This is a genomic window from Megamonas funiformis, from assembly GCF_010669225.1.
Lineage (GTDB): Bacteria > Bacillota > Negativicutes > Selenomonadales > Selenomonadaceae > Megamonas > Megamonas funiformis.
Genome location: NZ_CP048627.1, coordinates 1,588,869 through 1,614,518, shown reverse-complemented (window position 1 = coordinate 1,614,518; position 25,650 = coordinate 1,588,869). Strand labels below are relative to the sequence as shown.

At 26.8% G+C, this 25,650-nt stretch carries 27 protein-coding genes; 13 read left to right on the top strand and 14 right to left on the bottom strand.

Annotated elements, in window-relative coordinates; translation table 11 throughout:
• Position 1: 1 nt before the first annotated feature.
• The 10 genes from GXM21_RS08200 (at position 2) to GXM21_RS08155 (ending at position 7,448) form a co-directional block, all read left to right on the top strand.
• Entirely contained in the window at positions 2 to 886 is an 885-nt protein-coding gene (locus GXM21_RS08200) for a ChaN family lipoprotein (RefSeq protein ID WP_008537467.1), read from the top strand.
• Positions 887 to 1,599: 713 nt separating this feature from the next.
• Positions 1,600 to 2,016, top strand: coding sequence for a hypothetical protein (locus GXM21_RS08195; protein ID WP_008537469.1), 417 nt, complete (start codon positions 1,600 to 1,602; stop codon positions 2,014 to 2,016).
• 363 nt (positions 2,017 to 2,379) lie between these two features.
• Positions 2,380 to 2,448, top strand: a complete 69-nt coding sequence (locus GXM21_RS13250; protein WP_071987386.1) for a hypothetical protein — start codon at positions 2,380 to 2,382, stop codon at positions 2,446 to 2,448.
• On the top strand, positions 2,417 to 2,752 hold the full coding sequence (locus tag GXM21_RS08185) for a single-stranded DNA-binding protein (protein ID WP_008537471.1): 336 nt from the start codon (positions 2,417 to 2,419) through the stop codon (positions 2,750 to 2,752). Before GXM21_RS13250 ends, GXM21_RS08185 begins: the two co-directional genes overlap by 32 nt.
• Positions 2,753 to 2,795: 43 nt before the next feature.
• The gene (locus GXM21_RS08180; RefSeq protein ID WP_008537472.1) at positions 2,796 to 4,418 is read left to right on the top strand and encodes a PcfJ domain-containing protein; all 1,623 of its coding nucleotides are present in this window, start codon (positions 2,796 to 2,798) and stop codon (positions 4,416 to 4,418) included.
• Between the two features lie 298 nt (positions 4,419 to 4,716).
• Positions 4,717 to 5,241, top strand: a complete 525-nt coding sequence (locus GXM21_RS08175) for an antirestriction protein ArdA (RefSeq protein WP_008537473.1) — start codon at positions 4,717 to 4,719, stop codon at positions 5,239 to 5,241.
• A 62-nt stretch (positions 5,242 to 5,303) separates the two neighbouring features.
• Positions 5,304 to 5,465 (top strand): hypothetical protein, encoded by a 162-nt coding sequence (locus tag GXM21_RS08170; protein ID WP_008537474.1) that lies wholly within the window; start codon positions 5,304 to 5,306, stop codon positions 5,463 to 5,465.
• A 114-nt stretch (positions 5,466 to 5,579) separates the two neighbouring features.
• Positions 5,580 to 6,452: an Rpn family recombination-promoting nuclease/putative transposase gene (locus GXM21_RS08165; protein ID WP_008537475.1), complete on the top strand. Its 873-nt coding sequence runs from the start codon at positions 5,580 to 5,582 to the stop codon at positions 6,450 to 6,452.
• Positions 6,453 to 6,756: 304 nt separating this feature from the next.
• Complete coding sequence (locus GXM21_RS08160) at positions 6,757 to 7,170, top strand: single-stranded DNA-binding protein (RefSeq protein ID WP_008537476.1); 414 nt, start codon at positions 6,757 to 6,759, stop codon at positions 7,168 to 7,170.
• A gap of 65 nt (positions 7,171 to 7,235) precedes the next feature.
• Positions 7,236 to 7,448 (top strand): hypothetical protein, encoded by a 213-nt coding sequence (locus GXM21_RS08155; protein ID WP_008537477.1) that lies wholly within the window; start codon positions 7,236 to 7,238, stop codon positions 7,446 to 7,448.
• Positions 7,449 to 7,490: 42 nt separating this feature from the next.
• On the opposite strand, the gene GXM21_RS08150 is transcribed toward GXM21_RS08155, so the two are convergent.
• Genes GXM21_RS08150 through GXM21_RS08130 form a run of 5 tightly spaced genes read right to left on the bottom strand, consistent with a single transcriptional unit; the run spans position 7,491 to position 11,311 of the window.
• Complete coding sequence (locus GXM21_RS08150) at positions 7,491 to 7,697, bottom strand: hypothetical protein (RefSeq protein WP_008537478.1); 207 nt, start codon at positions 7,695 to 7,697, stop codon at positions 7,491 to 7,493.
• Positions 7,698 to 7,720: 23 nt separating this feature from the next.
• Positions 7,721 to 8,470, bottom strand: coding sequence for a PRC-barrel domain-containing protein (locus GXM21_RS08145; protein WP_008537479.1), 750 nt, complete (start codon positions 8,468 to 8,470; stop codon positions 7,721 to 7,723).
• On the bottom strand, positions 8,467 to 10,608 hold the full coding sequence (locus GXM21_RS08140; RefSeq protein ID WP_008537480.1) for a DNA topoisomerase 3: 2,142 nt from the start codon (positions 10,606 to 10,608) through the stop codon (positions 8,467 to 8,469). The genes GXM21_RS08145 and GXM21_RS08140 overlap by 4 nt, the downstream gene beginning before the upstream one ends.
• Positions 10,605 to 11,012, bottom strand: a complete 408-nt coding sequence (locus GXM21_RS08135) for a hypothetical protein (RefSeq protein WP_008537481.1) — start codon at positions 11,010 to 11,012, stop codon at positions 10,605 to 10,607. Before GXM21_RS08135 ends, GXM21_RS08140 begins: the two co-directional genes overlap by 4 nt.
• The gene (locus tag GXM21_RS08130) at positions 11,006 to 11,311 is read right to left on the bottom strand and encodes a hypothetical protein (protein WP_008537482.1); all 306 of its coding nucleotides are present in this window, start codon (positions 11,309 to 11,311) and stop codon (positions 11,006 to 11,008) included. The genes GXM21_RS08135 and GXM21_RS08130 overlap by 7 nt, the downstream gene beginning before the upstream one ends.
• A gap of 234 nt (positions 11,312 to 11,545) precedes the next feature.
• On the opposite strand from GXM21_RS08130, the gene GXM21_RS08125 reads away from it, so the two are divergent.
• From GXM21_RS08125 to GXM21_RS13245, 3 genes are all read left to right on the top strand, one after another.
• Complete coding sequence (locus GXM21_RS08125) at positions 11,546 to 13,834, top strand: MobA/MobL family protein (protein WP_008537483.1); 2,289 nt, start codon at positions 11,546 to 11,548, stop codon at positions 13,832 to 13,834.
• A gap of 36 nt (positions 13,835 to 13,870) precedes the next feature.
• Positions 13,871 to 14,578: a hypothetical protein gene (locus tag GXM21_RS08120; protein ID WP_008537485.1), complete on the top strand. Its 708-nt coding sequence runs from the start codon at positions 13,871 to 13,873 to the stop codon at positions 14,576 to 14,578.
• A gap of 76 nt (positions 14,579 to 14,654) precedes the next feature.
• Positions 14,655 to 14,762, top strand: a complete 108-nt coding sequence (locus tag GXM21_RS13245; protein WP_421648074.1) for a helix-turn-helix domain-containing protein — start codon at positions 14,655 to 14,657, stop codon at positions 14,760 to 14,762.
• Between the two features lie 160 nt (positions 14,763 to 14,922).
• Here the strand turns inward: GXM21_RS13245 and GXM21_RS08110 are convergent, their stop codons facing one another.
• The 9 genes from GXM21_RS08110 to GXM21_RS08075 all read right to left on the bottom strand — a co-directional run bounded on the left by GXM21_RS08110 (position 14,923) and on the right by GXM21_RS08075 (position 25,640).
• The gene (locus GXM21_RS08110; RefSeq protein WP_008537487.1) at positions 14,923 to 16,548 is read right to left on the bottom strand and encodes an Eco57I restriction-modification methylase domain-containing protein; all 1,626 of its coding nucleotides are present in this window, start codon (positions 16,546 to 16,548) and stop codon (positions 14,923 to 14,925) included.
• A 13-nt stretch (positions 16,549 to 16,561) separates the two neighbouring features.
• The gene (locus GXM21_RS08105) at positions 16,562 to 19,567 is read right to left on the bottom strand and encodes an Eco57I restriction-modification methylase domain-containing protein (RefSeq protein WP_008537488.1); all 3,006 of its coding nucleotides are present in this window, start codon (positions 19,565 to 19,567) and stop codon (positions 16,562 to 16,564) included.
• Positions 19,557 to 19,742 carry a helix-turn-helix domain-containing protein gene (locus GXM21_RS08100; RefSeq protein WP_008537489.1) on the bottom strand — a complete coding sequence of 62 codons (186 nt, stop codon included), beginning with the start codon at positions 19,740 to 19,742 and terminating at the stop codon, positions 19,557 to 19,559. The genes GXM21_RS08105 and GXM21_RS08100 overlap by 11 nt, the downstream gene beginning before the upstream one ends.
• Positions 19,743 to 20,161: 419 nt before the next feature.
• On the bottom strand, positions 20,162 to 21,166 hold the full coding sequence (locus GXM21_RS08095) for a type IV pilus twitching motility protein PilT (protein ID WP_008537490.1): 1,005 nt from the start codon (positions 21,164 to 21,166) through the stop codon (positions 20,162 to 20,164).
• Positions 21,167 to 21,177: 11 nt separating this feature from the next.
• Positions 21,178 to 22,944, bottom strand: a complete 1,767-nt coding sequence (locus GXM21_RS08090; protein ID WP_008537491.1) for a hypothetical protein — start codon at positions 22,942 to 22,944, stop codon at positions 21,178 to 21,180.
• Between the two features lie 32 nt (positions 22,945 to 22,976).
• Positions 22,977 to 23,501 carry an ArdC-like ssDNA-binding domain-containing protein gene (locus GXM21_RS08085; protein WP_008537492.1) on the bottom strand — a complete coding sequence of 175 codons (525 nt, stop codon included), beginning with the start codon at positions 23,499 to 23,501 and terminating at the stop codon, positions 22,977 to 22,979.
• A gap of 2 nt (positions 23,502 to 23,503) precedes the next feature.
• Positions 23,504 to 23,638, bottom strand: coding sequence for a hypothetical protein (locus GXM21_RS13140; RefSeq protein WP_008537493.1), 135 nt, complete (start codon positions 23,636 to 23,638; stop codon positions 23,504 to 23,506).
• A gap of 9 nt (positions 23,639 to 23,647) precedes the next feature.
• Positions 23,648 to 24,775, bottom strand: coding sequence for an ArdC-like ssDNA-binding domain-containing protein (locus tag GXM21_RS08080; RefSeq protein ID WP_008537494.1), 1,128 nt, complete (start codon positions 24,773 to 24,775; stop codon positions 23,648 to 23,650).
• A 13-nt stretch (positions 24,776 to 24,788) separates the two neighbouring features.
• A complete protein-coding gene (locus tag GXM21_RS08075; protein WP_008537495.1) occupies positions 24,789 to 25,640 on the bottom strand; it encodes a hypothetical protein in 852 nt (283 codons plus the stop codon).
• Between the last annotated feature and the right edge of the window lie 10 nt (positions 25,641 to 25,650).

Below are 25,650 nucleotides of genomic sequence, written 5' to 3'. Positions count from 1 at the left end.
TTTGAAAAAGTTTTGGCAGATAATTGCTTGTAGTGGGCTAGTATTGACTAGTTGTTTGGGAGGTATGGCTCAAGCACAAAATGGAAAATCTGACGTAGAGTATTATTATCAAGGGGAAAAATTTGATTTAGATAAAGCGGTGAGCATTTCTCAAAATTATGATGTAGTATTTTTTGATGAATATCACGACCAAAAATCTATTCATGAAGCAGAATTATCATTTTTCCAAGAGATGTATAAACAAAATAAAGATATGATATTATCTATGGAAATGTTTGAAAGAGATGTTCAGCCTGTAATGGATAAATATTTGAATGATGAAATAACAGAAACAGAATTTATAAATAATTCTCGTCCATGGGAAAATTACCAAACAGATTATAAACCATTAGTAGAATTTGCTAAAGAAAAAGATATGTATGTTTTAGCATCGAATATTCCACGAAGAATAGCTAATCAATATACAAAAGTAGGTGATTTAGCTTTAATTGAAGATAAAGATAAAATTTATTTGCCGAAAAAACATTTAGTAGAATATGAAAGATATTATGATAAATTCAAAAATTATATGTCTATGGGTGATGGTCAAGGTCATATGATGATGACACCAGAAAGAATAGAAGCTTTCTATAAAGCTCAATGCTTAAAAGACGATACCATGGCGGAAAGTATTGTTGAATTTTTAAAGGAACATAAAGATACAAAAGTCCTCCATGTACAAGGAAGTTTTCATGGTGATGAACATTTAGGCGTAGTAGAAAAGGTAAATAAATTAAATCCTAGCTTAGAGACTGTAGTTATAACACCTATTGAGGCTAAAGACTATGAGAAAATGAAGCATAATTATAGTGAAGATACTATAATTATGACTTTTGTGAGAAAATAATATTCGTATATTTATTTATAAAAGTGCCTGTTTTATGCAGGTACTTTTTTATTGTTGCCATTTTGCTGCCGTTTTTATTTGATTTTTAGGATGTAGTTTATCATAAATATTTATTTGCACAATAACAAGCTTTGTATTGCAAAATCTATGTAATATATTATACTAAGTATAGACGAAGTCAAACTCATGATGACGCACAAAAGCCTTAGGAAGGGTCAGTTCCTAAGGCTTTTTTCATTGTTATACTAATGCTAGAGAGTTAATTTAAATACAACTCTTGTTAAAGTTAAATCCAGAAAAAACCCTCATTTTTAATGTTGTATTCTATTCAAATACAACTCTTGTTAAAGTTAAATTAGTATAAAAGGTATTTAAATTTCCCAAATTCCATGGATTCAAATACAACTCTTGGTAAATATATATCTTGATAAATAAGGCTATAATGATAGTTTTGTTTACTACCAGTTAGTTACTCATCAGTTTTTATAGAATATACTATATTTGTAAAATACTTATTAAATGAAAATAATATTTTAAAAATAGAACAATGATATATAGAATATATTGCTTTTCTTTCGCTTAATTATAACAATTACAAAAGCTATTACAAGGATAAACGTTGCAGCGTAAAGCTGTCCTTGTAATAGCTTTTTTCATTGTTATAAAAACGTGCGAAAAGCGACAAAAAAAGTCGCTTAGAAAGGAAGATAAATATGAAACAAGTAAATATTTTATTGAAATCTAATGGAGAATTAAAACGTATAATTACTGATAAGAAAATGTCTGTAAATGAATATACTGATATTTTAAACTGTGATTATATAGACATAAAAGGATTAAAACTAGATGAGTTAAATTTAAATATAAGTCTAGTATTTGATGATGAATTTTTATTTACAGATAAAGCTATCAATAAAAAAGCTTCAGTATTATTTGGATATAAACAGCATGAAGAAGTTTTATGTGGAGATGTATTAGTTCAAAAAGACATAGAAACACCAGAGGGAATAATTGCAGTAGGTTTTAATGAAGAAGAAGCAACAGTAATAGAAGCATATATAGAAAATTTAAAATATGAACATATTAAATTTATAAAACAAGAACCTTGTGCAAAATTTATACCATTTTAATATTAGATGTAGATATAGAAGGTATAACCTTCTATATCTACAAAAGGAGAAATAAAATAATGTTAGATATAAATACCATAGATAGTGATATTTCTAAAATTGATGTAATGCAATTACAACGAATGATTTCTATGGAAAATAAAATATTTGAAGATATGTATAGGTTAATACTTTATGATAATAGTCAACCTAATGCAGAAAATAATAATGTTGTAAAAGCATATTTGCAATCACAGATAAAAGCATTAAATCATATAGAAAAATTGATAAATAAGTATCAATCAGTTTTAGATGAATTGAATAAACCGACTAAGATAGTAGAAAAAGATAATACTAAATCTAATTGTACAAAAGAAAATAAAGATGAATTTTCATTATTTGAAGAAGTGGAGGAAAAACAATGAAAATATATGGCGTAGGACGAGTTGCTAAAGATTTTGAAATAGATTATAGCCCCAAAGGGATATGTATTTTGAAATTTCCTTTTGCTGAAAATATATTTGATAGAAAAACTAAAGAAAAGAAAGCTCAATACTATAATGTAGTAGTGTTTGGTAGGCTTGCTGAAATAATGGGAGATTTAGGTATACAAAAAGGCGATAAAATGCAGATTGAAGGGAATATCAATATCAGTGAATACACAGATAAAGAAGGTAAGAAAAAATATTATACACAAATTATCCTAAATAGTTTTGAATTGTGTTCTACAAAAAACAAACAGATTGATAAAAAATAAATGAGAGGAGTTATCTCCTCTCACTAAAAAGGTGGTATCGTATATGAAAATTATTGCAGAAACTAAAATAGGTTCAAGAGAAAAGTATTATAATTATCATAATAATGGAGTAGCTGGTATTTTTATTAATAAAGATAGTGCTGTATGTAGATATTGTAGTAGTGTATTTCAGTTTAATTCTATGTGCCATTATGAAGCTATAGAAGAAATATCTTGTCCTATATGCGGTAGACATTATAAAAAGAGTGAAATAATGTTTAGTGGTGCATATGATAGTTATTTGCCTTATGTTACAGTTTTTAAAATTTTAGAGATGAAAACTAAGATTAAATTGAAAATCTGTTATACAGCAATACAAATAAAAGATATTCAAAGCTATCCTAATGTCTATTATATAAAAGAAGTTTTTACATTTGATATAAAAAATAGTGATGTAATCTGGGAAAAGTCCAAAGATAATAAACTAATTGAGAAAAGAGAAATAGGATATATTACAGATTATGAACAGTTAAGAGAACATTCAGCGTTATGGTTCTTTCATATAAGACATAATATAAAATCTGGTTTAAGTTTAAATAGTCTTTTAAAGATACTAAGAGATACAATTCAGAAAAAAGAAAATATAATCCATAATTATACTAAAAAATCATTGTATGTTGATAATGTGGATTTAAAGCATAAACTCTTTGCTAATGTATTAAATTTAGCCCACAAGGTAAGATTTTGGGATAGTGAGAATATTATCTACAATCGTAATTTTTTACGTAATAAGAGTTTGCTTTTAGATAACTTTGTAGATGTTAATTTTGAAAAAAGTATCTATATACTAATGGTAACAAAGAATATATCTTACCATAGAGCTTGTTTTGAATATTTATCTTTGCCATATACAAAAACTGTTTTAAAGAATTTTTCCTATGATAATATATTTTTACTTAAATTGATATATAAAATTAAAAATATCAATATTGCAAATTTCTTATTTAGCTATTATAAAAGCTGGTTAAACTCATTGACTTACATGGATTTTATGTATAATTTTTCGTCTTTACCTAGAAAAATCGAAGCTATTTGTGATTTTTATAATCTATTTGTATTGAAAATTTATCCTCAATTACACCCCACAAAATTATTAGAAAATAAACAAGAATTAATTGATATAATGAATTTATGGTACAGTGCTAATAATAAGATAAAGAAAAACTTTATCAGACATAAAATTCCCTTTAGTAAGGCTCATGATTGGCTTTCTATAGAGGTTGCTAAACAAGCCGAACAAGAAATAAGATTTCATATATCAAAAAACATTATCAATAGGTTTAATATTTATATGATGAATACTAAATTTCAATGTAGTTGTATAAATAAGTATAGTAAGCTTAAATATATAGCTAAACAGATGAAAAATTGTTCGGCTGGCTACAAAGATAGAATAAATAATAGGCTTCAATTAGTGGTTATATCTGATAATAGTGGAAAGCCTAAAGTGTTGTTAGAAATTAATCAAGATAGCATTGTACAAGCTAAATTATATAGAAATGTTCCTGTGTTTAGGGATAATTTATTAAATGATTTAGTTATAGAATTTGCTCAAATAGCAAAGTTAAAAGTAGCAACAGATGACGTGTATATGAAACAAGATACAAAATTAAAGTGTATCGCCTAGATTATATCAGCAGATTATAACTTAGTTTATAGTCTGCTGTTTTTTTTATGTACATCAAGCGATAAAAAATTGCCATATGATAAAAAATAATCCTGCGGATTAAATTTAAAACAATGATAAAATAACTTTTTGTCGCTTTTCTGCTTGCACTATAATGGCATTCATTCCAAAAAGGCAAGGGTGAAATGTATAGCTTCGCTACCCTTGCTTTTTTCCCTTCTGCCATTATTTAAAGACGTGCGAAAAGCGAAAAAAATAGTTGCAAGGGAAAATACATAAATAAAGCGAGGTTTTTATCATGAAAGATTTCTATGTAAAAGTATATTTAACAAATTTAGGTAAATATGTTGAAGGTTATTTAGTTGGTAAGTGGGTAGATGTTACATCTGATACAGATTGGATTGAAGAACTTAGTAATATAGGTGTAAAAGATAATAGCGATTATGAAGAATATTTTATAACAGATGTAGATACTAATATTAATATAGAAATAGGGGAATATACATCTATTAATACATTGAAAAAAATTGCTGAACAGATTGAAGAACTTATCGATATTATAGATGTTGATACTTTCAATGCAATACTTGATTGTAACTCTGATTTTGATGAAGCTTATGAAATAGCTATTGACGGTAATTATACTTATTATGATGATGTTGATGATGAATATGATTTAGGTAATACTTTGGTTGATGAAGGATTTTTAGGTCATATAGACGATAATTTAAAGATGTATTTAGACTATGAAAAGATTGGTAGAGATTATATGATAAATGTAAATGGTTCTTTTAGTAGTAACGGTTTTGTTGCTTTATATTAATAAAATAAATAAGTCGTGCTAAATTAATCTTTAGCACGACTATATAAAAAGAGGTGTAGTAAATGATAAATACAAAAAAATTAATAAATGAACTAAATAATATAAAAATAGATTTAAAGATTTTAGAATTGATAGAAGAACAATATAAATATCAGCAAATGCAATTCCAAAAGAAAACTATAATTAAAAAGTTGCAACGATTACAGCAAAGTTTAGTCCAATGATAAAATTAGATATGATAAGCATTTAGCTTATCATATCTATAAACAATAAATAATGATATAATAAATAGAGTATGTACTTTAAAATATCTTTTAGTGCATGAAAGGAATAATATTATGAACAAAATCAAAAATTTTAGCCGTTTAAATGATTATTTTTTCAAAAATTTAATGGGAAGAGATGAGCGTAAAGGATTAGCATTAGATTTTCTAAATTCTATTGTTGAACTTGAAGATAACAAATATTTTGTTGATTTGAAGTTTTTAAATACAGAAAAAACACCAGATAAAATTGATGGTAAATTGTCAAGATTAGATATTCAAGCTCAAACTGATGACGGCACTTTTTGGGATATAGAAGTACAGGTCAGCAGAGAGGATTATATGCCTGAACGTTCATTATTTTATCTTTCTCGAATTTATGGCAATCAACTTAATTCTGGCGAAAAATACCCAGTATTAAAAAGAACCATTGGTATTAATTTATTAAATTTCAATTTAGATCAACTTAGAACCTTATCTTCATGGCACAATTATTGTTGTTTTTGTGTGCCTAATACTAATGTGGTAGTTACTCGCCATTTAGAAATGCACTTTTTAGAATTGCCTAAAATAAAAATCAGTGATATTAAAAGGTTAAAAAAAGCCGAACAATGGGGAGCGTATTTTTCTGGTAAATACACGGATAAAGATATGGAGGTGTTAGCGATGAACAACCCTGTAATAAAACAAGCTTTAGATTATGAAGCATATTTCAATAGCAATGATGAACTACGTAAAGAATATTTAGCACGTGAGGAAGCTATTCTTGATGAAAGAATACGACATGGTTATTCTCATCAACAAGGTATAGTTAAAGGTATAGAAAAAAATAAAATAGAAACAGCTACGAATGCACTAAAAGAAGGACTTAGTCCTGAACTTATAGCCAAAATTACTAATTTGAGTATTGAAGAAGTAAACCGATTACGTCAACAACTAAATAAATAATGAGATGAAATAATACTAGCAGATTATAACTTAGTTTATAGTCTGCTATTTTTTTATGTACATCAAGCGATAAAAAATTGCCATATGATAGAAAATAATCCTGCGGATTAAATTTAAAACAATGATAAAATAACTTTTTGTCGCTTTTCTGCTTGCACTATAATGGCATTCATTCCAAAAAGGCAAGGGTGAAATGTATAGCTTCGCTACCCTTGCTTTTTTCCTTTCTGTCATTATCTAAAGACGTGCGAAAAGCGAAAAAAAATAGTCGCAAGGGAAATATAAACAAAGTGAGGTTTTTATCATGAACAAAGTAATATTAGCTGGAAGACTTACCAAGGATATTGAAATGAGATACACTCAAACAGGAAAAGCAATAGCACGTTTTATTTTGTCTGTAAATCGTAGAGTTAGCAAAGATAAGGAAAAACAACAAGCAGATTTTATTCCGATTATTGTATGGAATAAATTAGCTGAAATATGTAGTAAATACTTAACAAAAGGAAGTCAAATATTAGTCGAAGGACATTTACAAATTAGAGATTATGTGGCTCAAGATGGCAAAAAACATTATATTGCAGAAGTCATTGCTCAAAAACTTGAATTTATGGGGTCGAAAGTTACAGCAGGAAATGAACAACTTCAAAATCAAGAACAAAATATAAGTCAAGAGGAAATCACTCAAGATACTGCAACAGATGAAGAAATACCTTTTTAATTAGTAACTGAAATAAAAAAGCCGTGCTAGTTAGTTCTAGCACGACTTTATAAGGAGTGTAAAAAATGTGCATGATTTTGTATATAAAAGGCAATAATCAAGAGAAAGTATATAGCTTTAAACTTGATAAAAGAAATGTAAATAGTTATTTTCACAAGGCATTGAAATTTTTATATCAAAATAATGGAATTGTTTTTGTGAAATATAAAAAACAACATACTATAAAACTTGTTTGTTTAGCTGAAGGTTATACCATTAGTATTACTGGAAGTGATTGAAATACGGGAGTTATGAGAATAGGTAGCTGCATCTACTGATTCTTATAGTTCCTCATCTTCATCTAAAAGACCATGGTCTTTTAAATCTTGAATATAAGCGTCTTGTTCTTCTTTAGTCAAAGAATTAAACCATTCATCAAATTTTTCAGCATCTTCTATTTCTTCATTAGACATAATAGCTCCACCAGAGCCATCTTCAAAAATAACATATTCATTATCTTGATATACTACTTGTTTACTTTTAGTCATTGATTATCACCTCTTAAACATAGTTACATATTAACAAATTTTCCTAAAGCATTAATTTTATTTACAGCAATTATATCATCAATCATTTGTTTTGTTAATACTGTATCTACAGGATATGTTTTATTGTTTATAGTAAGTGGTTCTTTTAAAGTTTTACCTAGAAACATTTTATAGGTCAAATTCAAATTTTTGTCATTAATATTTTTTTCATTTTTAGTATTTTGCTTTGTGCTTTGAATTACTGTAGCTTTTTGTATAGGTTCATCTTGTTTAGTTATGACATTATCTATTTTTTTAGTAGATATTACTTCGGTGTTATCAGTATTTTTCATGATTGTATAATCTTTAGCAAAAATATTGATATCTTTAACATTAACGGTTTTCTCGTAAATTATTTTGCAGTTTAAGATATTGCCTTGTTCATCAATAGTATATTCTGTTACTGTTCCGCATTTTTTACTACCACTAAGGCAAATTGTGTTTAAAATATTAATTCTATCTTGCAAGATTTTTTCAAGGTCTAGGTTGAAATCTTTGTACGAGATAATATCTTTTGATGACATAACTAAGATATTATCTTCATTGATTGAGGATATTTTTTCAAAAGGAATTACACGTAAGGCTTTATAAAAAAGTTTATCTTTAGTTATACCAAGAGCGATTACTTTTTTGTTTTCTCCATCAATGATAATATCACTAACTGTACCAAGTTCAATGCCTTCTGTGATACTTATTACTGGTTTTAATAATTGTTTGCTTTCATATGTAGTCATTTGAACAACTTCTTTCTTTTTGTATTTGTAGAGTTATTAGGCAATCCATTTTTATCAGACATAATATTTTTACATTTTGGGTAATTATCACAACCCCAAAAGATTTTATTATCCTTACTGATATTCTTTTTCATATATCCTTTTCTACATTTATTACAATGAATTAATACAGGTTTATCATCTTTATCTGAAAAAATTCCCTTTTTGCATTTACTATCTTCAGCAGTAGAAAAGTTTTTACATATCCAATATTTAAGATTGGTCTTTTTAGAAATAACTGGTCGCAATATACTATGACAATATGGACATTTTGGCATATCTATATCAAGTTTTAAAGTTTTAGTTTGCTTGATAGCTTCGTTAATGATTTTTATTTGCCCACCTAAAAATTTTTGTACATCACCCGTACCTTCAGCAATTTTACTAAGTTCATTTTCCCATATAGCCGTTATGTCTGGCGTTTTTAGAAAATGTGGTAATATTTTATAAATACTTTCTCCGTATTTAGTAGGAATAAGATTTTGTTTATCTTTTGCTATAAAATTCTTGTCTAGTAACTTTTCAATGATTGACGCTCTAGTAGCTTCAGTACCAATGCCAGATACATTTTTTAATATTGCTTTCACTTCAGGGGCTTTGACAAATTTATCAATTTTTTTCATAGCTTCAAGAAGTGTAGCTGGTGTAAATCTTTTTGGTGGTTTAGTTATTCCTTCAGTAATATTTGAATTAATAAATATTACTTTATCATCTTTATGACATATAGGAAGAATATTTTCTTCATCATTATGGTTTGCTTTATATAATTTTTTCCAGCCTAAATCTAAAATAGTTTTACCTGTAGCAGTAAAGATATAATCGTTACAATTAATTTTGATATCAGTTTTGTTGTAGATATGAGCAGGATAAAATTGAGCAATATAACAAGTGGATATTAGTTTATAAATATTTTTTTCTGTTTCAGATAAATTGTTTATATCACATTGTTTAGCTGTTGGAATAATTGCATGATGAGCTGTTATCTTTTTATCATTCCATGCTTTACTTTTTAGTTTAGGATTAGCTTCTTGTATTAATGTTTTAAAATTATCATCAATATTAGAAAGTGTATTTAAAATTTCTGTAGCATTATCAAATTGATTTTCAGGAAGATAACTACAGTCTGAACGTGGATAAGTAGTTAGTTTCTTTTCATAAAGTGATTGCACAGTATCCAGTACTAATTTGGGTTCATAATTATATTTCTTACCTGCTACAAGTTGTAATTCAGATAAAGAATAAGGTAAAAGTGGGTATTCTGTTTTCTTCTCTACAGTATAATCTGAAATAATAGCTAAAGGATTTTTCTTGAGCTTATTTTCAATATCTTCGATTAAGGTTTTATCAATTACATAATCATTTTCTTTTATTTCGTCAGGAACTTTCAACTTAGTTTGTATCTCATCTTTATTACTTTTAAATATAGCAGTCAGTGAATAATACTTAGTAGCATTAAATTGTCTGATTTCATTTTCTCTTTGAACTACCAATGAAAAAGTCGGTGTCATAACTCTACCAATATTAATGCTAGTGGTTAAGCCATTATCTTTGCCTATTAGTGTATAAGCTCTAGTTAAGTTAATCCCAATTAACCAATCTGCTCGTGTTCTAGCTTCCGCAGAGATATATAAATTATCAAATACACTATCATCTTTTAGATTATCTAGTGCATATAAAATAGATTTTTCATCAAGAGCGTTTAATAAAATTCGCTTAACAGGTTTTGTATTATTAAGATGAATTAAAGTTTCACGAATTAAGAGTTCACCTTCACGGTCTGGGTCGCCAGCGTGAATTATTTCATCGGTATTTTCTATTAATTTTTTAATAACATTAAACTGTTTGACACAATCATCTTTTATTTTGCGTTGCCAGTTTTGCGGAATTATGGGCAAGGTATCAAATGACCATTTTTCATATTGAGGATCAAGTTCACTTGCAGATTTTAATTCTAATATATGTCCAAACTGCCAAGTGACTACATCATTTCCAACACTTATAAAGCCATCAGAACGTTCTAGTGATTTATTATTTTTATTAGATAAAACTTTGGCAATTTCCATCCCCATAGAAGGTTTTTCAGCTATGAATAATCTCATAAATCTTCCTCACTTTTATCAACATTTATCGTCATGTTATCTATTGATTTGTCATCTAAGAGCAGTTCGGTATTTTCTCTATCGGGAGATACTTCATTTTCTTCTTTTAGTAAAATATCTTTCTGCTCGATTATAGTTTGAGCAACTTTATTGGCATTTAATTTTTTTATGTCAACTTTATTATTCTTTAAATTTAAAGCAAATTCCTGAGCTTCTAAAGTGAATATTTCTTCTTCGGTTTTACAAATTTCTTTGTCGACTTCTTGAAGTTTATTTCTTTTTTCTATCAGAAATTTTTGCATTCTATTAATAGACTTTATAATATCATTTTTTTTAGTATTTAATCCTATTAATCTAAATTCGCATCGTTTTTTTCTGCCTTCAAAATCAAGATTTTCTAGCACTTAGTTCGCCTCGCTTTTTGTCTAAAAAATGCTAATTGTTCATCAGTGAGTAAATTTGCTTTTAAAGATATGGCTATACCAGTGATAACATCTTTATCAATGTTTTCTGGAGTACCTACCTCAGAGAAAATTTTAGTTATAAGTTTTAGTCTTTTCTTAATCTCTTTTTGTTGCATACAATCTATTTGATATTGTAAAAACTTCTGGTTTTTCTCATTATCTTTAATTTGTGCAGTTATCTTAGCTAATTGTGTTTGCTGATTAAAGAGCCTTTGTTTAGTATCAACTTCAATATCCATATATTAATAATATGCCTTATGATAGAATACGTAAATACAAACGCAATGAAACGCAATAGAACGCAATGAAACGCAATAACACAAGAATAACAAATAATGGTACAATAAAACTAAGATTTTGAAGAATGTTCACTTTACCATTTATTTCATAAATGGACCTAAAATTTTATTAACAACTAATTTTGCCATTCGCAAGCTCATTGAACTAAAGTTATTAGAAAGGAGGTTTTATTCGTGGCTTTTTATCATTGCTCTATTAAGACACCAAAATCTGGAAAAGGAAAAATTATTCCTGGAAAAAAGCATGCCGATTATATTAATCGTGAAGGCGACTATAAAAATTTTGATAATAAACAAAAAATAGCAGCATCTCATGCAGAATATATTAATCGTCAAAATGATTTTTCTAAAGAAAATTTTATTAAACGACATGGTAGATGTGTATATAAAGCTAATAAACTTCCTAAATGGGCAAATGGCAGTGCTTCTAACTTTTTTGAAGCTTCTGATTTATATGGACGTGCAAATGGTTTATCCTATCGTGAGTTTGAATTGGCGTTGCAAGAAGAACTTACTTTGGAACAAAATATAGAAATTGTAAATACTATACTAAATAACTATGAATATTTTCAAGATAAATATTATACTGTAGCCGTTCATGATAAACAAGCAGCTTTAGATGATGGTAAACAACAAATTCATTGTCATATCATGGTTTCTGACAAAATTATTGATGAAATTGAAAAAAGTAATGAACGACCACCAGAACAATTTTTTAAAACTTATTGTCGTGTGAATACAAATAAAGGTGGAGCCAAAGTAGATAGATATTTTTCTAAAGATAGCTTTGGAAAAAATTTAACTCATTTTAGAAAATATTATTGTGATGTAACTAATGCTATCTTTAGAAAATATGGCATAGATAAGACTATCGACTACAAAAGTTTAAAAATGCAACGTGAAGAAGCTTTACGCAATGGCGATTATGTAAAAGCTGAAATTTTAAATAGACCAGCAGAAAAATATATAGGAACAGTTGCTTCTTATGATAAAAATAATCCTAAGGTAAGAAATCTTTTGCAATGTAGAAGACTTAATTCTATACATGAACAACTTCTTTTAGCAGCTGAAGAAGTGGAAAAACAGATAAAAGATTATACTTTTATAAATCAAATAAACAAGAGTATACTTGATGCTGATAAAGTTATTAATGAAAAAATAAACATTGATCCATTTAACTTCGTCCAATTTTCCAGCATCAAAAATGATATTTTATTTTTAATAGAACAAGTTCATATAAAAAGTAAAGATGTATTAACTTATGATATGGCTAAAGAATTAGCTAAATATGAATTAATGACTAAAGATGAAAAAGCTTTAACTAATAAATTATTTAACTTTAGTCAAAAATCAATGGAGTTACAAAATAAAATAGCTAGTACAGATAATATTGCAGCTAAACAAGAATTAAATATTGAATTAGAAAAAGCTAATAAAGCTATTAGTAATTTAAAAGTTCAACTTCGTCCTGCAAATAAAAAATTTACTCAGCCTTATTGGAAAGCTCAAGTTACTAAAAAAGTTAATCATTTATTAAAAGAAAATGCTCCAGCTAAAGAACAATTAGAACTATTACAAACACAGCTTAATAATAAAACTGTTCAACTTAGAAAATTTATCGTAGCTAATGTTAAAAATTTACCAGAAGCTTATTCTGCTAAAGATGTAAAAGTCATCATAGATAATCTAATTGATAATGTAAAAAATAATATTACAATAAAGCAACAAGAATATAAATCTTTATCAGCAAGAGTTATTTCACCACAACGAGCAAGGGAAATGGCATATAATGTTGCCACTAATCATAAATATAAAGAACTTAAAGAAGCAAAGCGACTTGTTGCTAAAGAAAAAATTAATTTGGAACAAGAAGCCAAACCATTAATCAATCAGTTAGAATATGTTCAAAAATTTGATGATAGTTATTCATTAAACCAAGTTAAACAACAACTTCAACCATATATAACAAAATATCACGAACTAAATGTTAAAGAGCAAGATGTTTTTACTAAGTTTAATGAGCTTGAAGTTTTTATCAATGCTCCAGAACAGCAAGAAAAAATTAATAGTATTATCGAGGGTATTTTAACTAAGAATAGTCCTATAAAATATCAGTGCGATAGCTTAAGAGGTCAAATTTCATCCTTAAAAATAGAGCTTAAAGAATTAAAAAATTTATCCGTTGGTGTTAATAATCAAGTTCGTTTAGATAAAAATACAAACTTCAAATATTCCATTAAATTACAGACAGGGACTACTTCTGTAGCTAATATTTCTGGTGGTAGTATAAGTAGTTCTGATACGATTAAACTGTTAGCTCAAGCATTTAATGGTGTTGAAGGAGCAATTCCTTTAGTTGCTAAAATAGATGAGCAAACTGATGAAGTCTTAGATTATAAACATTTAAATATTGTAGATAAACGAGCCAAAAGAAGTAATGCTATATTAAAAGAATTTTCTTAAGCTTAGTTTATTAATTTTGAAAAGGAGTTTTGTATTATGAATGAAATGGCAGAAATAGGACTATATTTAGCTTTATTTATGACAATAATGGTTATTTTGATAGGTGTTAATTTATATAGATATACTAAAGAACGTAGGTTTAAAAATAAAGCTTCATATATGCTTAGAATGATTGATACTTCATTAGATTATTATGCTAATTGTCATATTGTTGATGGTATTAAAACATATCCTGAAAGTCTTAACGACATACGGGAAGAATTAGTAAAACACAGCTTTAACTTTTATTCAGAGTTTTGTATACAAAAAGATTTTATGTTAGTATATGTTCCTACAAAAATAAATAATAAAATAGCGCAATATACATTAGCTATAATAAACACTAATTGTCAAATTTTCTATAGTAATCGAAGCACTGGTGGTGAAAATGAAATTATAAAATTTATCTCTAAAGAAGATAATAATAATTTGAAAAGATACGATGCTATTTCCAAATATTTTATAAATAGAAGAATCTTTCTGTTTTTTTATATGCTTTTTATAGCTATATTCTTTTTTATGATTTATAGCAATGTATTAATTAGCAATGAAATATATTTGATAGCTTGTTTATTATTAGTTAATCTATTATTAAGTTTTTTTTACTTTGTGTATAAAGACCTTTTTTGTAATGAAATCTTAGCTAATGAAGTAAGTCTATTTATTTCTTTCAATCAAATTAAAACAAAAGCTTCTACTAAGTAATGAATATCAAGAGGTGTTTTTTTTGTTAAAAAATATATTTGCAAAAAATTTAATAGACTTATTAAAATCGAAAAATATGACAAATCAAGATTTAGCAAATTATTTAAATGTTACTCGTCAATCAGTGTCACGATTTACAAAAGGAAATATACTTCCTTCTACTTTTGGTTATAAAAATATATGATGAACATTATTATGAATTTCGTTTAAATGTTGATTTATTAGTTATGGCTGCTAGTAAATTGATATTATTAGAAGAAAAATATATTAATTCTAACCAAGAATTAAGTTTAATAAAAAAGGAAAGCTTTTTATAAGCTTTCCTTTTTTATTAAATATTTTTATTAGCTTCGTCTTAGCCTTCTTTGTTGTAATTTTTTCCAAATATTTCTACATGTACAACAAATATCTTTATCAATATTTAATAACTCCACAAGAATTTTATTATCCACTAAATCTAATACTTTTTCAATATTATCGTTATTTCTGATAAGATTATCGATCTCTTTTAGAAGTTTTTTTCTAAATATAGGATTAATGTATTCAATTTTAGGAAGTAAGATATTACTCATTTCGCCTGGAAGAATTTCAAGAACACCACCGCCGTAACTTCTACCACAAATTTCAGTAAATGCAAAAGAAATACTATTATAATAAGAAAGTAAAACATTTTCTGGCTCTACATCATCATTAAATTTTATTCTGTGCATAGTATCTGTTGACACTGAATCACAAGCATTTAGCACAAATTTTGGATAAAGATTACTTCTTCGTAGAAAAAAAGCATCTGGAATCCAAACAGAAGGAACAATATACCATCTATCACGAATTGAGCATTTATAACCTTTATGCTCATTATTACTTTCACCAGCTAAAATATAATTTTTGTATTCTTGAGGATAGTTCTCATATGGAATGTTAGGAAAATAAACTAAACGAGCAGATTTACCTGTAGTTTTATTTAAATTCCAATCCTCCTTAGTAAAATAAATTCCACGTGTATGAGAACTACGTCCAATTAAAGGTAATGTTGCATTTTTTAGTTTATAATGATTTGTTGTTTCTTCTGTGATAGAAAAATAATTATTATTTCCTGTTGTAATTCCTACATTAATACGTCCATATTCAGAAAATCTGGCAAAACGATTATCTAATTTTAATTGTTGAATTAGTTTTATTTCACGATTATTAATAAAGTATTTTGTCCATTTTTCTTTGACGTGTTGCACTGGTTGAAAATCATTGGCATCTAATTTTAAAGTATCAAATTCATTTAAGTTATCCATTTCAATAATACGGATACCATTTTCAGTATTTCCTTTTTCCCCTATAAAGACAATGATTTCTTGCTCAATATTAGGAAAAACAAGTTGCTTGAATGTGATGAGTGTAATCTTAGATAAATGATTTGTTAAATAAAGGCGAAGATCTTCCGCATAAGCCACTTGTAGAATTTCAGCAGGAATTACAAATGCAATTTTTCCCTTTTTTGATAGTAATTGTACACATGATACCATAAATGCTACCCAAACATTAATTAACTTATTAGATTTCATTCCATGTGAAGTTAATATCTGAGCTTGGCAATCTCTTTGACTTTTCTTTAAGTACTGATAACGAATATAAGGAGGATTTCCTATAATTAAATCATAAGTTTTTTTATTTAAATTCTCTTTATAAAAATCAAAGAAATCTTGATTTAACACTTTTACTTGTGATATATCTTTATATTTTTCAGATACTTTCATGGCTTCTGATGTTTCGATTTCAACTGCTTCGAGTTCATTAATATTATTAAGTAATCCAATATTTTTCAAACTATCTAAAAAAACACCATCTCCACAACTAGGTTCTAATACTGTTTTTATGTTTTTAGATGCAAAAAACTGTACCATAGCATTTGCTAATTTATTTGGTGTATAATATGCACCTCTTATTTTTTGTTTTGAACTGTTCTCTTTAAGTTTCATTAAATTAACCTCACTAAAATTCAAGACGATAAACTCTTTCAATTAAGTCTTGAATTTTTTTTATAAGAATAGTCTTTTCATCTTGTAATATTGTAGTAACATGTTTCGATGGATTATGCTTAAGTTCTGCATTTATACTATAAATTTTACGACTAGCAACAACTACATTATCATGAATTTCTTTTTGTTTTTTATTACTAAAATCTAATTCTACAAATGGTAAAGTTGAGAGTGTAAAAGTGCCTCTTGCTGTGAAACCATTTTCAAAATCACTTCCAATGATTTTTAGGATTTTTTCAGTAATTGGATTTGATAACCATGCTTGGATATATTCTAAAGCATAAGGACTATTCTTCTTTTTAGAAACTGCACAATATCCAGCAGTTCCACCAGAGGCAATCAAAATATCATTAGTATCTAAAATATACATTGGTTCTTTACTCAATATCCCTACAATCAACTTAGGTGTATTAATAAAAGATGTTAACGCTTGTGTTCTTCCATACTGATACCAAGTGTTAGCATTAGCGTGTGGAACATCTCTAACACCCTTATTAGATACACATTTTGGAACCAAGCGGTCGTAACAATCTTCTAAATATGCAAATGTTCCTGGAAAATATGTTTTCATATACTCAATATCAAATAATTGCCCCTGTTGGTCATAAGGAAAAATAATCTGTTTATCAGTTGTTAAAATACTATATGTGTTTAATCCCTTTTCTATTTTTTTTGTAGGCTTAAAATATGGACGTAGGATTTTCCGTTCAATTTGATAGTGTTTTTCATTTCGACAAATTTCAACTGTAACATCATTTTCCTTTATAATTTCATTTGTTGAAAACCAATAGATAGGAACAGGTCGTTCGGCACTGGTTTGAATTCCATTAAAAATTTCAACATATTTTGTAATTGGAACAGAAACCTGATCTAGATGTTGAAGCATTGTTAAAAATTTAAAATCAGTTGTAAGTCTCCAGGGAAGTTTATTTAAAATAGAAAAATCAAATTCTACAGAATTAATCTTTTCACCAAGCCACAATTTATTAACAGAATCTACACATGTATAATAAAAATTTTTTTGTGGAGTTTTAGATAAAAGAAGAATAGAGCTATAGATCGTTTTATCTTCAAATAATTGTATATCACCAAAGTCATCTAGATTTATTAAATATTGACCTTGTGCAATTAAGTCTCGTAACTTTTCTCCTGCTTTAATTTTAAAAAATTTGTTTGGCACAATGTAGCAAATATAACCTGAATATTTTATCTTTCTTATTGCCTGTTCGATAAAAATAAAATATTTATCAAATTGTTGATATGATGTTTTATATTTTTTTTTATAAATTTCAAATTCACTAGTAGGAAGAAGAGCGTGCATTTCCTCTGTACTAACATAAGGAGGATTACCAATTATTACATCAAAACCTTCTCCATTATTAATTTTTCCCCAATTAAATGGAACAAGTTCAAATCTTTGTTTATCTACTCCAGTGATTCCTTTTAATTCTCTTTCACTAACCAAAGCATTTCCAAAAAAAATATTTGTATTCAGATTTGGTAAAATAGGAATAATCTCTTCAACAGAAGGCGTGGTTTCATTTTCAATCAATTTAATAAGAAGCGAAAATTTTGCTACTTCTACTGCATGAATATCAATATCAATGCCATAAATACAAGAACATAAAAGTGCTTTCTTTTCCTTTAAAGGTAATTTATACAAATTAACACCGATTTCCTCTAAATGATTTTGTTGTCCATTATTTAAATACCATTGAATACAATAATTTTGCAAATATGAAAAAGCTTCTTCAAGGAACACTCCTGAACCACAGGCAATATCAGCAATTTTAAGCTTTAATAACTCTTTAGGTGTTTTATTTTCACAAACTTTACTTAATGTTTTTTCAATCATATATTTAACAATTTCTGTAGGAGTTGTTACTACAGAACGATTAAGGCATTCTTTTTTTTGTTTTAAACCGATAGTTTTATTTTCTAATAAAACTAATTGTTCTGTTAAAAATAATTCATAAATTTTACCTAATAAATGAGGCTCAATAATATTAAAAAGATAAGGACTTTGAGGATAATATAATCCTTTAATTATATCTACAATGATATCACAAGAAAGATCAAAAATAATATCTTCTCCTGAAAATATTCCCGAATTATATCTTCGATCAGCATTTTTAAATAATTGTTCTAAGCTTTCTTGTAATTGAGTTTTATCTGTAATAGTTTCTTTTAATTTATGATACAAAGGTAAATTTTTATCCTCACAAATTCTAAGAAAAACAATTTGATTAATAAATTCTTGTACAACATCATTTAAAACTTCTAATGAAGAATATCGCCCACCTTTAGCATATAATTCATTACTCAATGCAATACGCCAACTATTAATTTGTGATAAAAATAATTCATCAACTTGTTTTGTTTGATTACTAGATTTTAGAATGTTTTCCTCTGTATATTGATCAAACATACCAGAATATACAGCATCTTTAGAAATCAAATTATGGATTTCTTCTAATTTATCTACATATTCAGTGTAATGATAAAGACGATACCGTGCAACCGTACAATTATCGTTTTCTTGTGGAAAATAACAAGTATCATATATTGCTAAAAACTCAAAATTAGTTAAAATTGCTATTTTATGTTTTGCATTCCAACCATATTTTCTTGTTTGAATAGCAGGTGTATTAATCTTAGTAATGTCAATTGCAGGTTTTTTAGCTTCAATAAAAAACTTTGCAACACCTCTAAGTGTCATAGTATAATCTGGACGATCTGAACGAGAAGAATAATTTTCAGCTATAACTTCTCTATATTGAGGAGCAACTCCATTTTCATTAGCTACATCCCAACCTAAAATTTTAAGTAAAGGGTCAATAAATTCTATACGACAAGAATGTTCATTATATCCTTTTTGTATATTTTTATAAAAATCTATATTTTTATGAAATTGTTCAACTAATTTTTGAAGTTTAATTTTACTGGTGTTATTTATCATTTAGCTTTACCTTTCGTTTGCTTTTAGTAGGCTTTTCTATATTATTTGGAATAATCCAAATTCTACTTAGTCGAGTAGCTCCAGGAATTCTATTATTTTTACATAATATTTGTATTTGACGTGGAGATACGCCCCATTTTTCAGAAGCTTCTTGTACTGTGATATAACCATTCATTTTCTAATACCTCATTAGATAAAATATAAAAAGTATTTAAATTATATTCGTTTAAACGAAATATGTCAATTTAGAATACAATGTTGTTTTAAGTAAAAAAGGAAAGCTTTATATAAGCTTTCCTTTTTATCATATTTCTTAACGAGTAGATGATTTGGGATGTTTCCAATAAAGTTTTTTACAATGTGGACTACAAAACTTTTTTCGTTTATCTTTTATACTTTTAATTGTTACCAATACACGACATTTTTCACAATGAAATTGTCTTAATATTGGCTCATTATCCTTTAGATTAGAAATTCTTTTTGGCTTATTATAATATATTTTTTTGTAATGTACTTTTCGACAATGGACACAACAATATATTTGATAACTAAAATTTGATTCAAAGATTTTTTGACAAACAGGACAGATTTTTTTCATAACTTAATTTCTTTAGATATAATACCTTGTTCTTTTAGCGTATTAAAATGGTCTTGCATTGTCATCATTCCAGGTGTTGATTTCATAATGTTTATAAGGCTTGTATAATCTTCATTTTTTATACAATTAATAGTAGCGTCATTGCGTAATAGGATTTCTAAACAAAGAACTTTATGCTCTTTAGTGGTAATTAATTTTTGTGCTATTATAGCTTGAAATGTATTAGCCAGTAAATTTTTTAGTTTAAGTTTTTCTTCATAGTTTGTTACTCTATCTAACGCATCAATAATATTGTCTGCATGCAGTGTTGTAATTACTAAATGACCAGATTCTGCGGCAAATAAAGCTACCTTTATATCTTCAAGTGTTCTAAGTTCTCCGATCATAATTACATTGGGATTTTCACGCATACTAGCTTTTATACCTTGAGCAAAACTCGTAATATTTTTACCTAAAAGAATTTGAGAAATAATAGATTTTTTATCTTCAAAAGTATATTCAATAGGATCTTCTATTGTTATTATGTGATAATTATACTTTTGATTAATCGCATCTATAATTGAGGCAATAGTAGTGGATTTTCCAGAACCAGTTGGACCAGATACTATAATCAATCCTGATTTTATATCTGTTAATAATTTAATAGATTCGGGTAGTCCTAAAACATCTAATGAAGGAATTTTATCTGGAAGTAATCTTATAGCTATAGCCATACCTTTAAAAGTTTTATAAAAATGACATCTGCAATTAATATTAATTATATTAATAAAAAAATCTAAATCATTATCTAAATCATCTATAGTGAGTTGTTGAACTTTTTCTAAGAAAGATGTCATTTGAGAATCTTTTATAAAGTTATCCTCTAACATTTCAATTTTTCCTAAATTATTTCTGATATAAGGATACATATTTTCTCGTATAAATAAATCTGATGATTCATGTTGATAAGCTTTTATGATTAATTTAGATATTTTATCTTTGACATCTGTGATACAGTTCATAATAATTTATCCTATCTAGTTAATTTTTGTGTTTGCTTTTTGATTTTCTTTAATTCATTTTGAATGAAGTTTCTTTTCTTAGTAATTGATTTTTTATTTTGTAATTCAGGAAAATTTCTTTTTAGAGCATCTTCAATGATTTTTACTTCTGAAGTATGTTTATTTTTAAGATTTTGACTTAAAAATTCTTGTAGAGATAACTCTATTTTTCCTTGTCCTAAAGTATTCATGACTAAATTTTTAGCTTCTTCATTACTTATTTTTACAGGTGAAAACTTAGTGATTACAGGAATTATTTTATCTTGTTTAAAGCCCTTATTGATTAATTCTTTTATAACTTTGCTTTCACTATCTTTATTCCATAAAATATTGTTGTTCATATTATCTACTATTACTTTTTTGCAGGTTAGGATATATTCTTCAGCAATATTTTTTATAGCGACATCTTCAACTTTCATTTGAGCTAATTTTTCCATATTAGATAATATGTGAGCATTCTTAAGTGTTAGATTTATTTCCTCAGTTGATGGCTTAAGTGGTGAATATTTAACCATAAGAGAGGCTATTTCTTCATCCGTATGACCTTTTTCTAATAATCTACTTGCTATGATTAAATCATTATTGGATTTTTGGTATAATTCTATTTCTGCTCTATTGGATAAAATTCTATTTTGCACCTGTAATTGTCTTAATTTACTGGCTTCTTTTAGATATAAATATTTAGGATCATTACTTAGTTTTGTCATAAATTCAGGGAAATTTCTGATGCGATTAAGACGAATGAATGAATCATAAGTCGTTTGTATTTTAATAAATATGGATTTTTGTATTGCTTCATTGTTGCCTTGATTTTCATTTATAGAATTTTTTATATCGTCTTTGGTGTATAAAGATTCTGTTGCTAAATTTTTAGTTGCTAATTGTTCTTCAATATCTTGTTTTGCTTGCTTAGGATTTAAGATATTTTGTATTTCTTCAGTTTCTAGTTGTAATGGAGAATATTTTTCTACAGCAGAGAATATTTCATCAGATTTAAAGTTTTTTTCTAGTAATGTCTGTATAATATTCTTTTCTAGATTTTTGTTTATAGCATCTTTATATGGAGTATTTTCAATATCGATATGAGCAATCATATCGTGATAGGTTTCAAGATAAGCTTTTTCTACAGGAGTATATGGTTTATCTTCTATTAATACATATTGTATAGCTTCAAGACGATGAGCATATTCTTCAAAAAAAGCTTCATCTTTTTGAGCTTCTTGTTGTTTCTTTATACATATTTGTTGTAGTTTCTCATCTTGCCAATTAGTAGGTGAATTTTCTTTTATAACTTTAAATATGTCTTCCTCATTAAAATCTTTATTTAATAAGGTTTTAGCTATTTTGTAATCTATTTGAGAAAATTCAATGTTTTGTAGATTATTCTTATAAATAGCTATGGCTTTTTGATATAGAGAAAAATAAGCATTTTCAATAGGGTTTAAATCATTGCTATTAGGATTATAATAGATAATTTGTTCTAGTTTTTGGGCAAATTCGGTGGCTTCTGTTTCAGTAAGAGGTTTATTAGTATTTAAGGCAATATTTTGAGGTTTTGGTTGAATATTATTTGTTTCTTGATTAATATTTTGTGGAATGTTTTCTTTGACTTCAGCAGTTTTGACAGCTTTTTGTTTATTATCTTGAGATAAATTTTCACTATAAACATTTTCTGCTAATTCTTCTGCTGGTGGTTCAGAAGCTAATAAACTAGCCCAGTTATTATCTTGTTCATTCATAGTGTTCGCTCCTATAAATTCATTTTTAAATATTATCTAGATAAACTTTTATTTTGGCTTAACTTAGTTATATTTTTTAGTTCTTCTTTTTCTATACCTTCAACCTGAGAAGCATTAAATACTACATAATTTTTTACTATTGGATAATCTAATTTAACATAGGCAGGTACTTTTTTACCTGTTTCTTCATCAATTACATATACTTGTTCTTTTTTCTTAGTATTAGGATTTATTTCCATAATAGGTTTAGCATATTGCCAATATTCTATGTGAATTCCTTTTGCACCCTTTTGTATTTTTGCACCTAATTCTTGGGCTTGTTTAAAGGTAGTCCATCGACTATCTTCAAATCCAAAATGTTTAGCAGCTAGAATTAATCTAATATTATTAATACCATTATAATATTGGTCTTTCCCTTGCAAAGATTTTAAAAGATTTCGAGGTCGTTTACTAATATAACCGCTATCCCAAAAGAATGGTTTACCAGATTGTATATCTTTAATAACTTGTTGTACTAATTCATTTCTTTGTTGTTGAATCTTTTCTGGAAGTGCCATTGTTATTCACCTATTTCTTGTTCGTCATTTAAAATTTCTTCTATTTCTTCTTCAGTAAGTACATCATCATCAGTTGAACCACCATATGTTTTAAATTCTTTAAAACTTTCAGCTATTTTTCTTAATTTTTCATCCATTATTATTACCTACCTTTTTATTGAGTTCGTTTTCAAATTTTTCAAGTGATTATTTATAATTTGTCTCTTCTTTATATCTGGTAAATCTTTTATTTCTTTAAATTTATAAGCTATACATAAATCCTTTAGCTCTTTTTCAGAGAGTTTTCCTTGTTTTACATGATAAGCAATAAATTCTTCCAAGTTTTTAGCTCTGTAAATAGATTGTTGATTTATGTATTTCATTAAACTATAAGCGTCATTTGACATAAATACTAAATAATTAGGAAATTTAGCAATTAATGCTCCTATTTGTTTATTTTCTAAAAGCGTCATGCTAGGTTTATAGGGCAATTTTAATCCTAAGCAAATTTGCATACGACAAAGTTCAATCCTAAATCGATCTTTTATATATCTAATATTTTTAGAATCTACCCCATATCCTTCCATGCCTTTTTGATTAACTCTTCCTGGTTTAGTAGCAGCTTTTACTAAATGACGTAAAAGTTCGCTGTAATATTCTCGTTCGTCGTTAAATCTATCTTTTGTAGGCATATGAATTTCATCTTTTTTTATAGAATAAAAACCTATATTATTATGAGAATCTTCAATGATTTTCATATTCATGTTATAGGCTATATTTTTGATATATTCTATAGCATCAATTTCATTTTCTGGATAAAAGAATTGATGTTTTCCCTGTAACATTTGTTCACTAAATATATTATTTTCGTAAGTGTGCCAATTATTTGTTTTATTTTTATAAAATTTAGTATAAGTTTTATTATTAGGTGATTGTTCTTTTGCATAACCCATATCATATTTAGAGTAGTTTTCTAAAGCTATAGATTTAGAACCTTTTTTGATGTAATAGCCTTTATTTTGAGCGTCTTTATAGGTGATATATCTAAGTGGAATAAATTTATCTTCAGGTTTTTTATAAGACAGTAATTGTGTTAGATTATAACCATAGAATTTTCTACCTGTTCCTAAATCATAAGGTAGTCTAATATCCATGTCTTTTTGTGGATCAAATGGCTGTTGCCAAAAAGCTTTTCCTTCAAACATTTGTTCATAACATCTATAAGCAGTATCACCTCTTAATGTATTCTGTTTATTAGTTTCAAGTTTTTTTATTTTTGTATAAACTTTTTTCATTATTAATACCTTCTTATTTAAAATCAACAAATCCTATAGCTTTAGGTTTTGTATAATTTTCTTTATAGTAATCTGAGGGATTATATGGATCTTCAACTTGCATATTTAATATATTTTGTGTAGTGATTTTTTCTCGTAAAGTACTATCTTCAGTATCTTTTAGCTTAGCTATTTTTAATACTGTTAGCTCATAAACAAGCTGCTGACGATATTTTTCTTCAATATATCTTAAAGTGTCAATTTCTGAATTTTTTTCTTGAGCCTGCATAGTTGTCTCAATACTATTTAAGGATTGGATAGTTTTTAATAGAGCTTGTTTTCTTTCGTCATAACTATTTAAGTCATTTTTAGCATAACTAAGTGTTGTAGCATAAATCTTATTTAGGTAGTTATATTTATCTTTAAGAGAGATATTTTTTTGCTTATAAGGATTACTAGCTATAATGGTTGAACTGTTATATAACATATTATCTATATCTTGCAAATTTATATCTTCAGTGTAATTTATTCTATCTTGTATATCGCTAAATAATACAGGGATATCTTCGTTAGTATCATTAGAGTGTTTTAAATCATTGCTTTTGGTATCAAAAAGTGTAATGTTTTGTAGCATATCTATATATGTTTTTATTGTAGAAATAATATCTTTTTTACTATTAATTACATCATGCACTTTATATCCTTGAGCTGCTAAATCTTTTAGAGCAAAAGGGCTAGGAGCAGAATCTGGAATAGATACACTTGTTGGGGAATAATAATTAGGTGGGTCAAATGGTTCTGTTATACCAGGAATACCTGCAAAAGCAATCGATATACTTAGTGATAATATGGTTAATATTGTTAGTAAAAAACGAATAATTTTCATCTAGCAACTG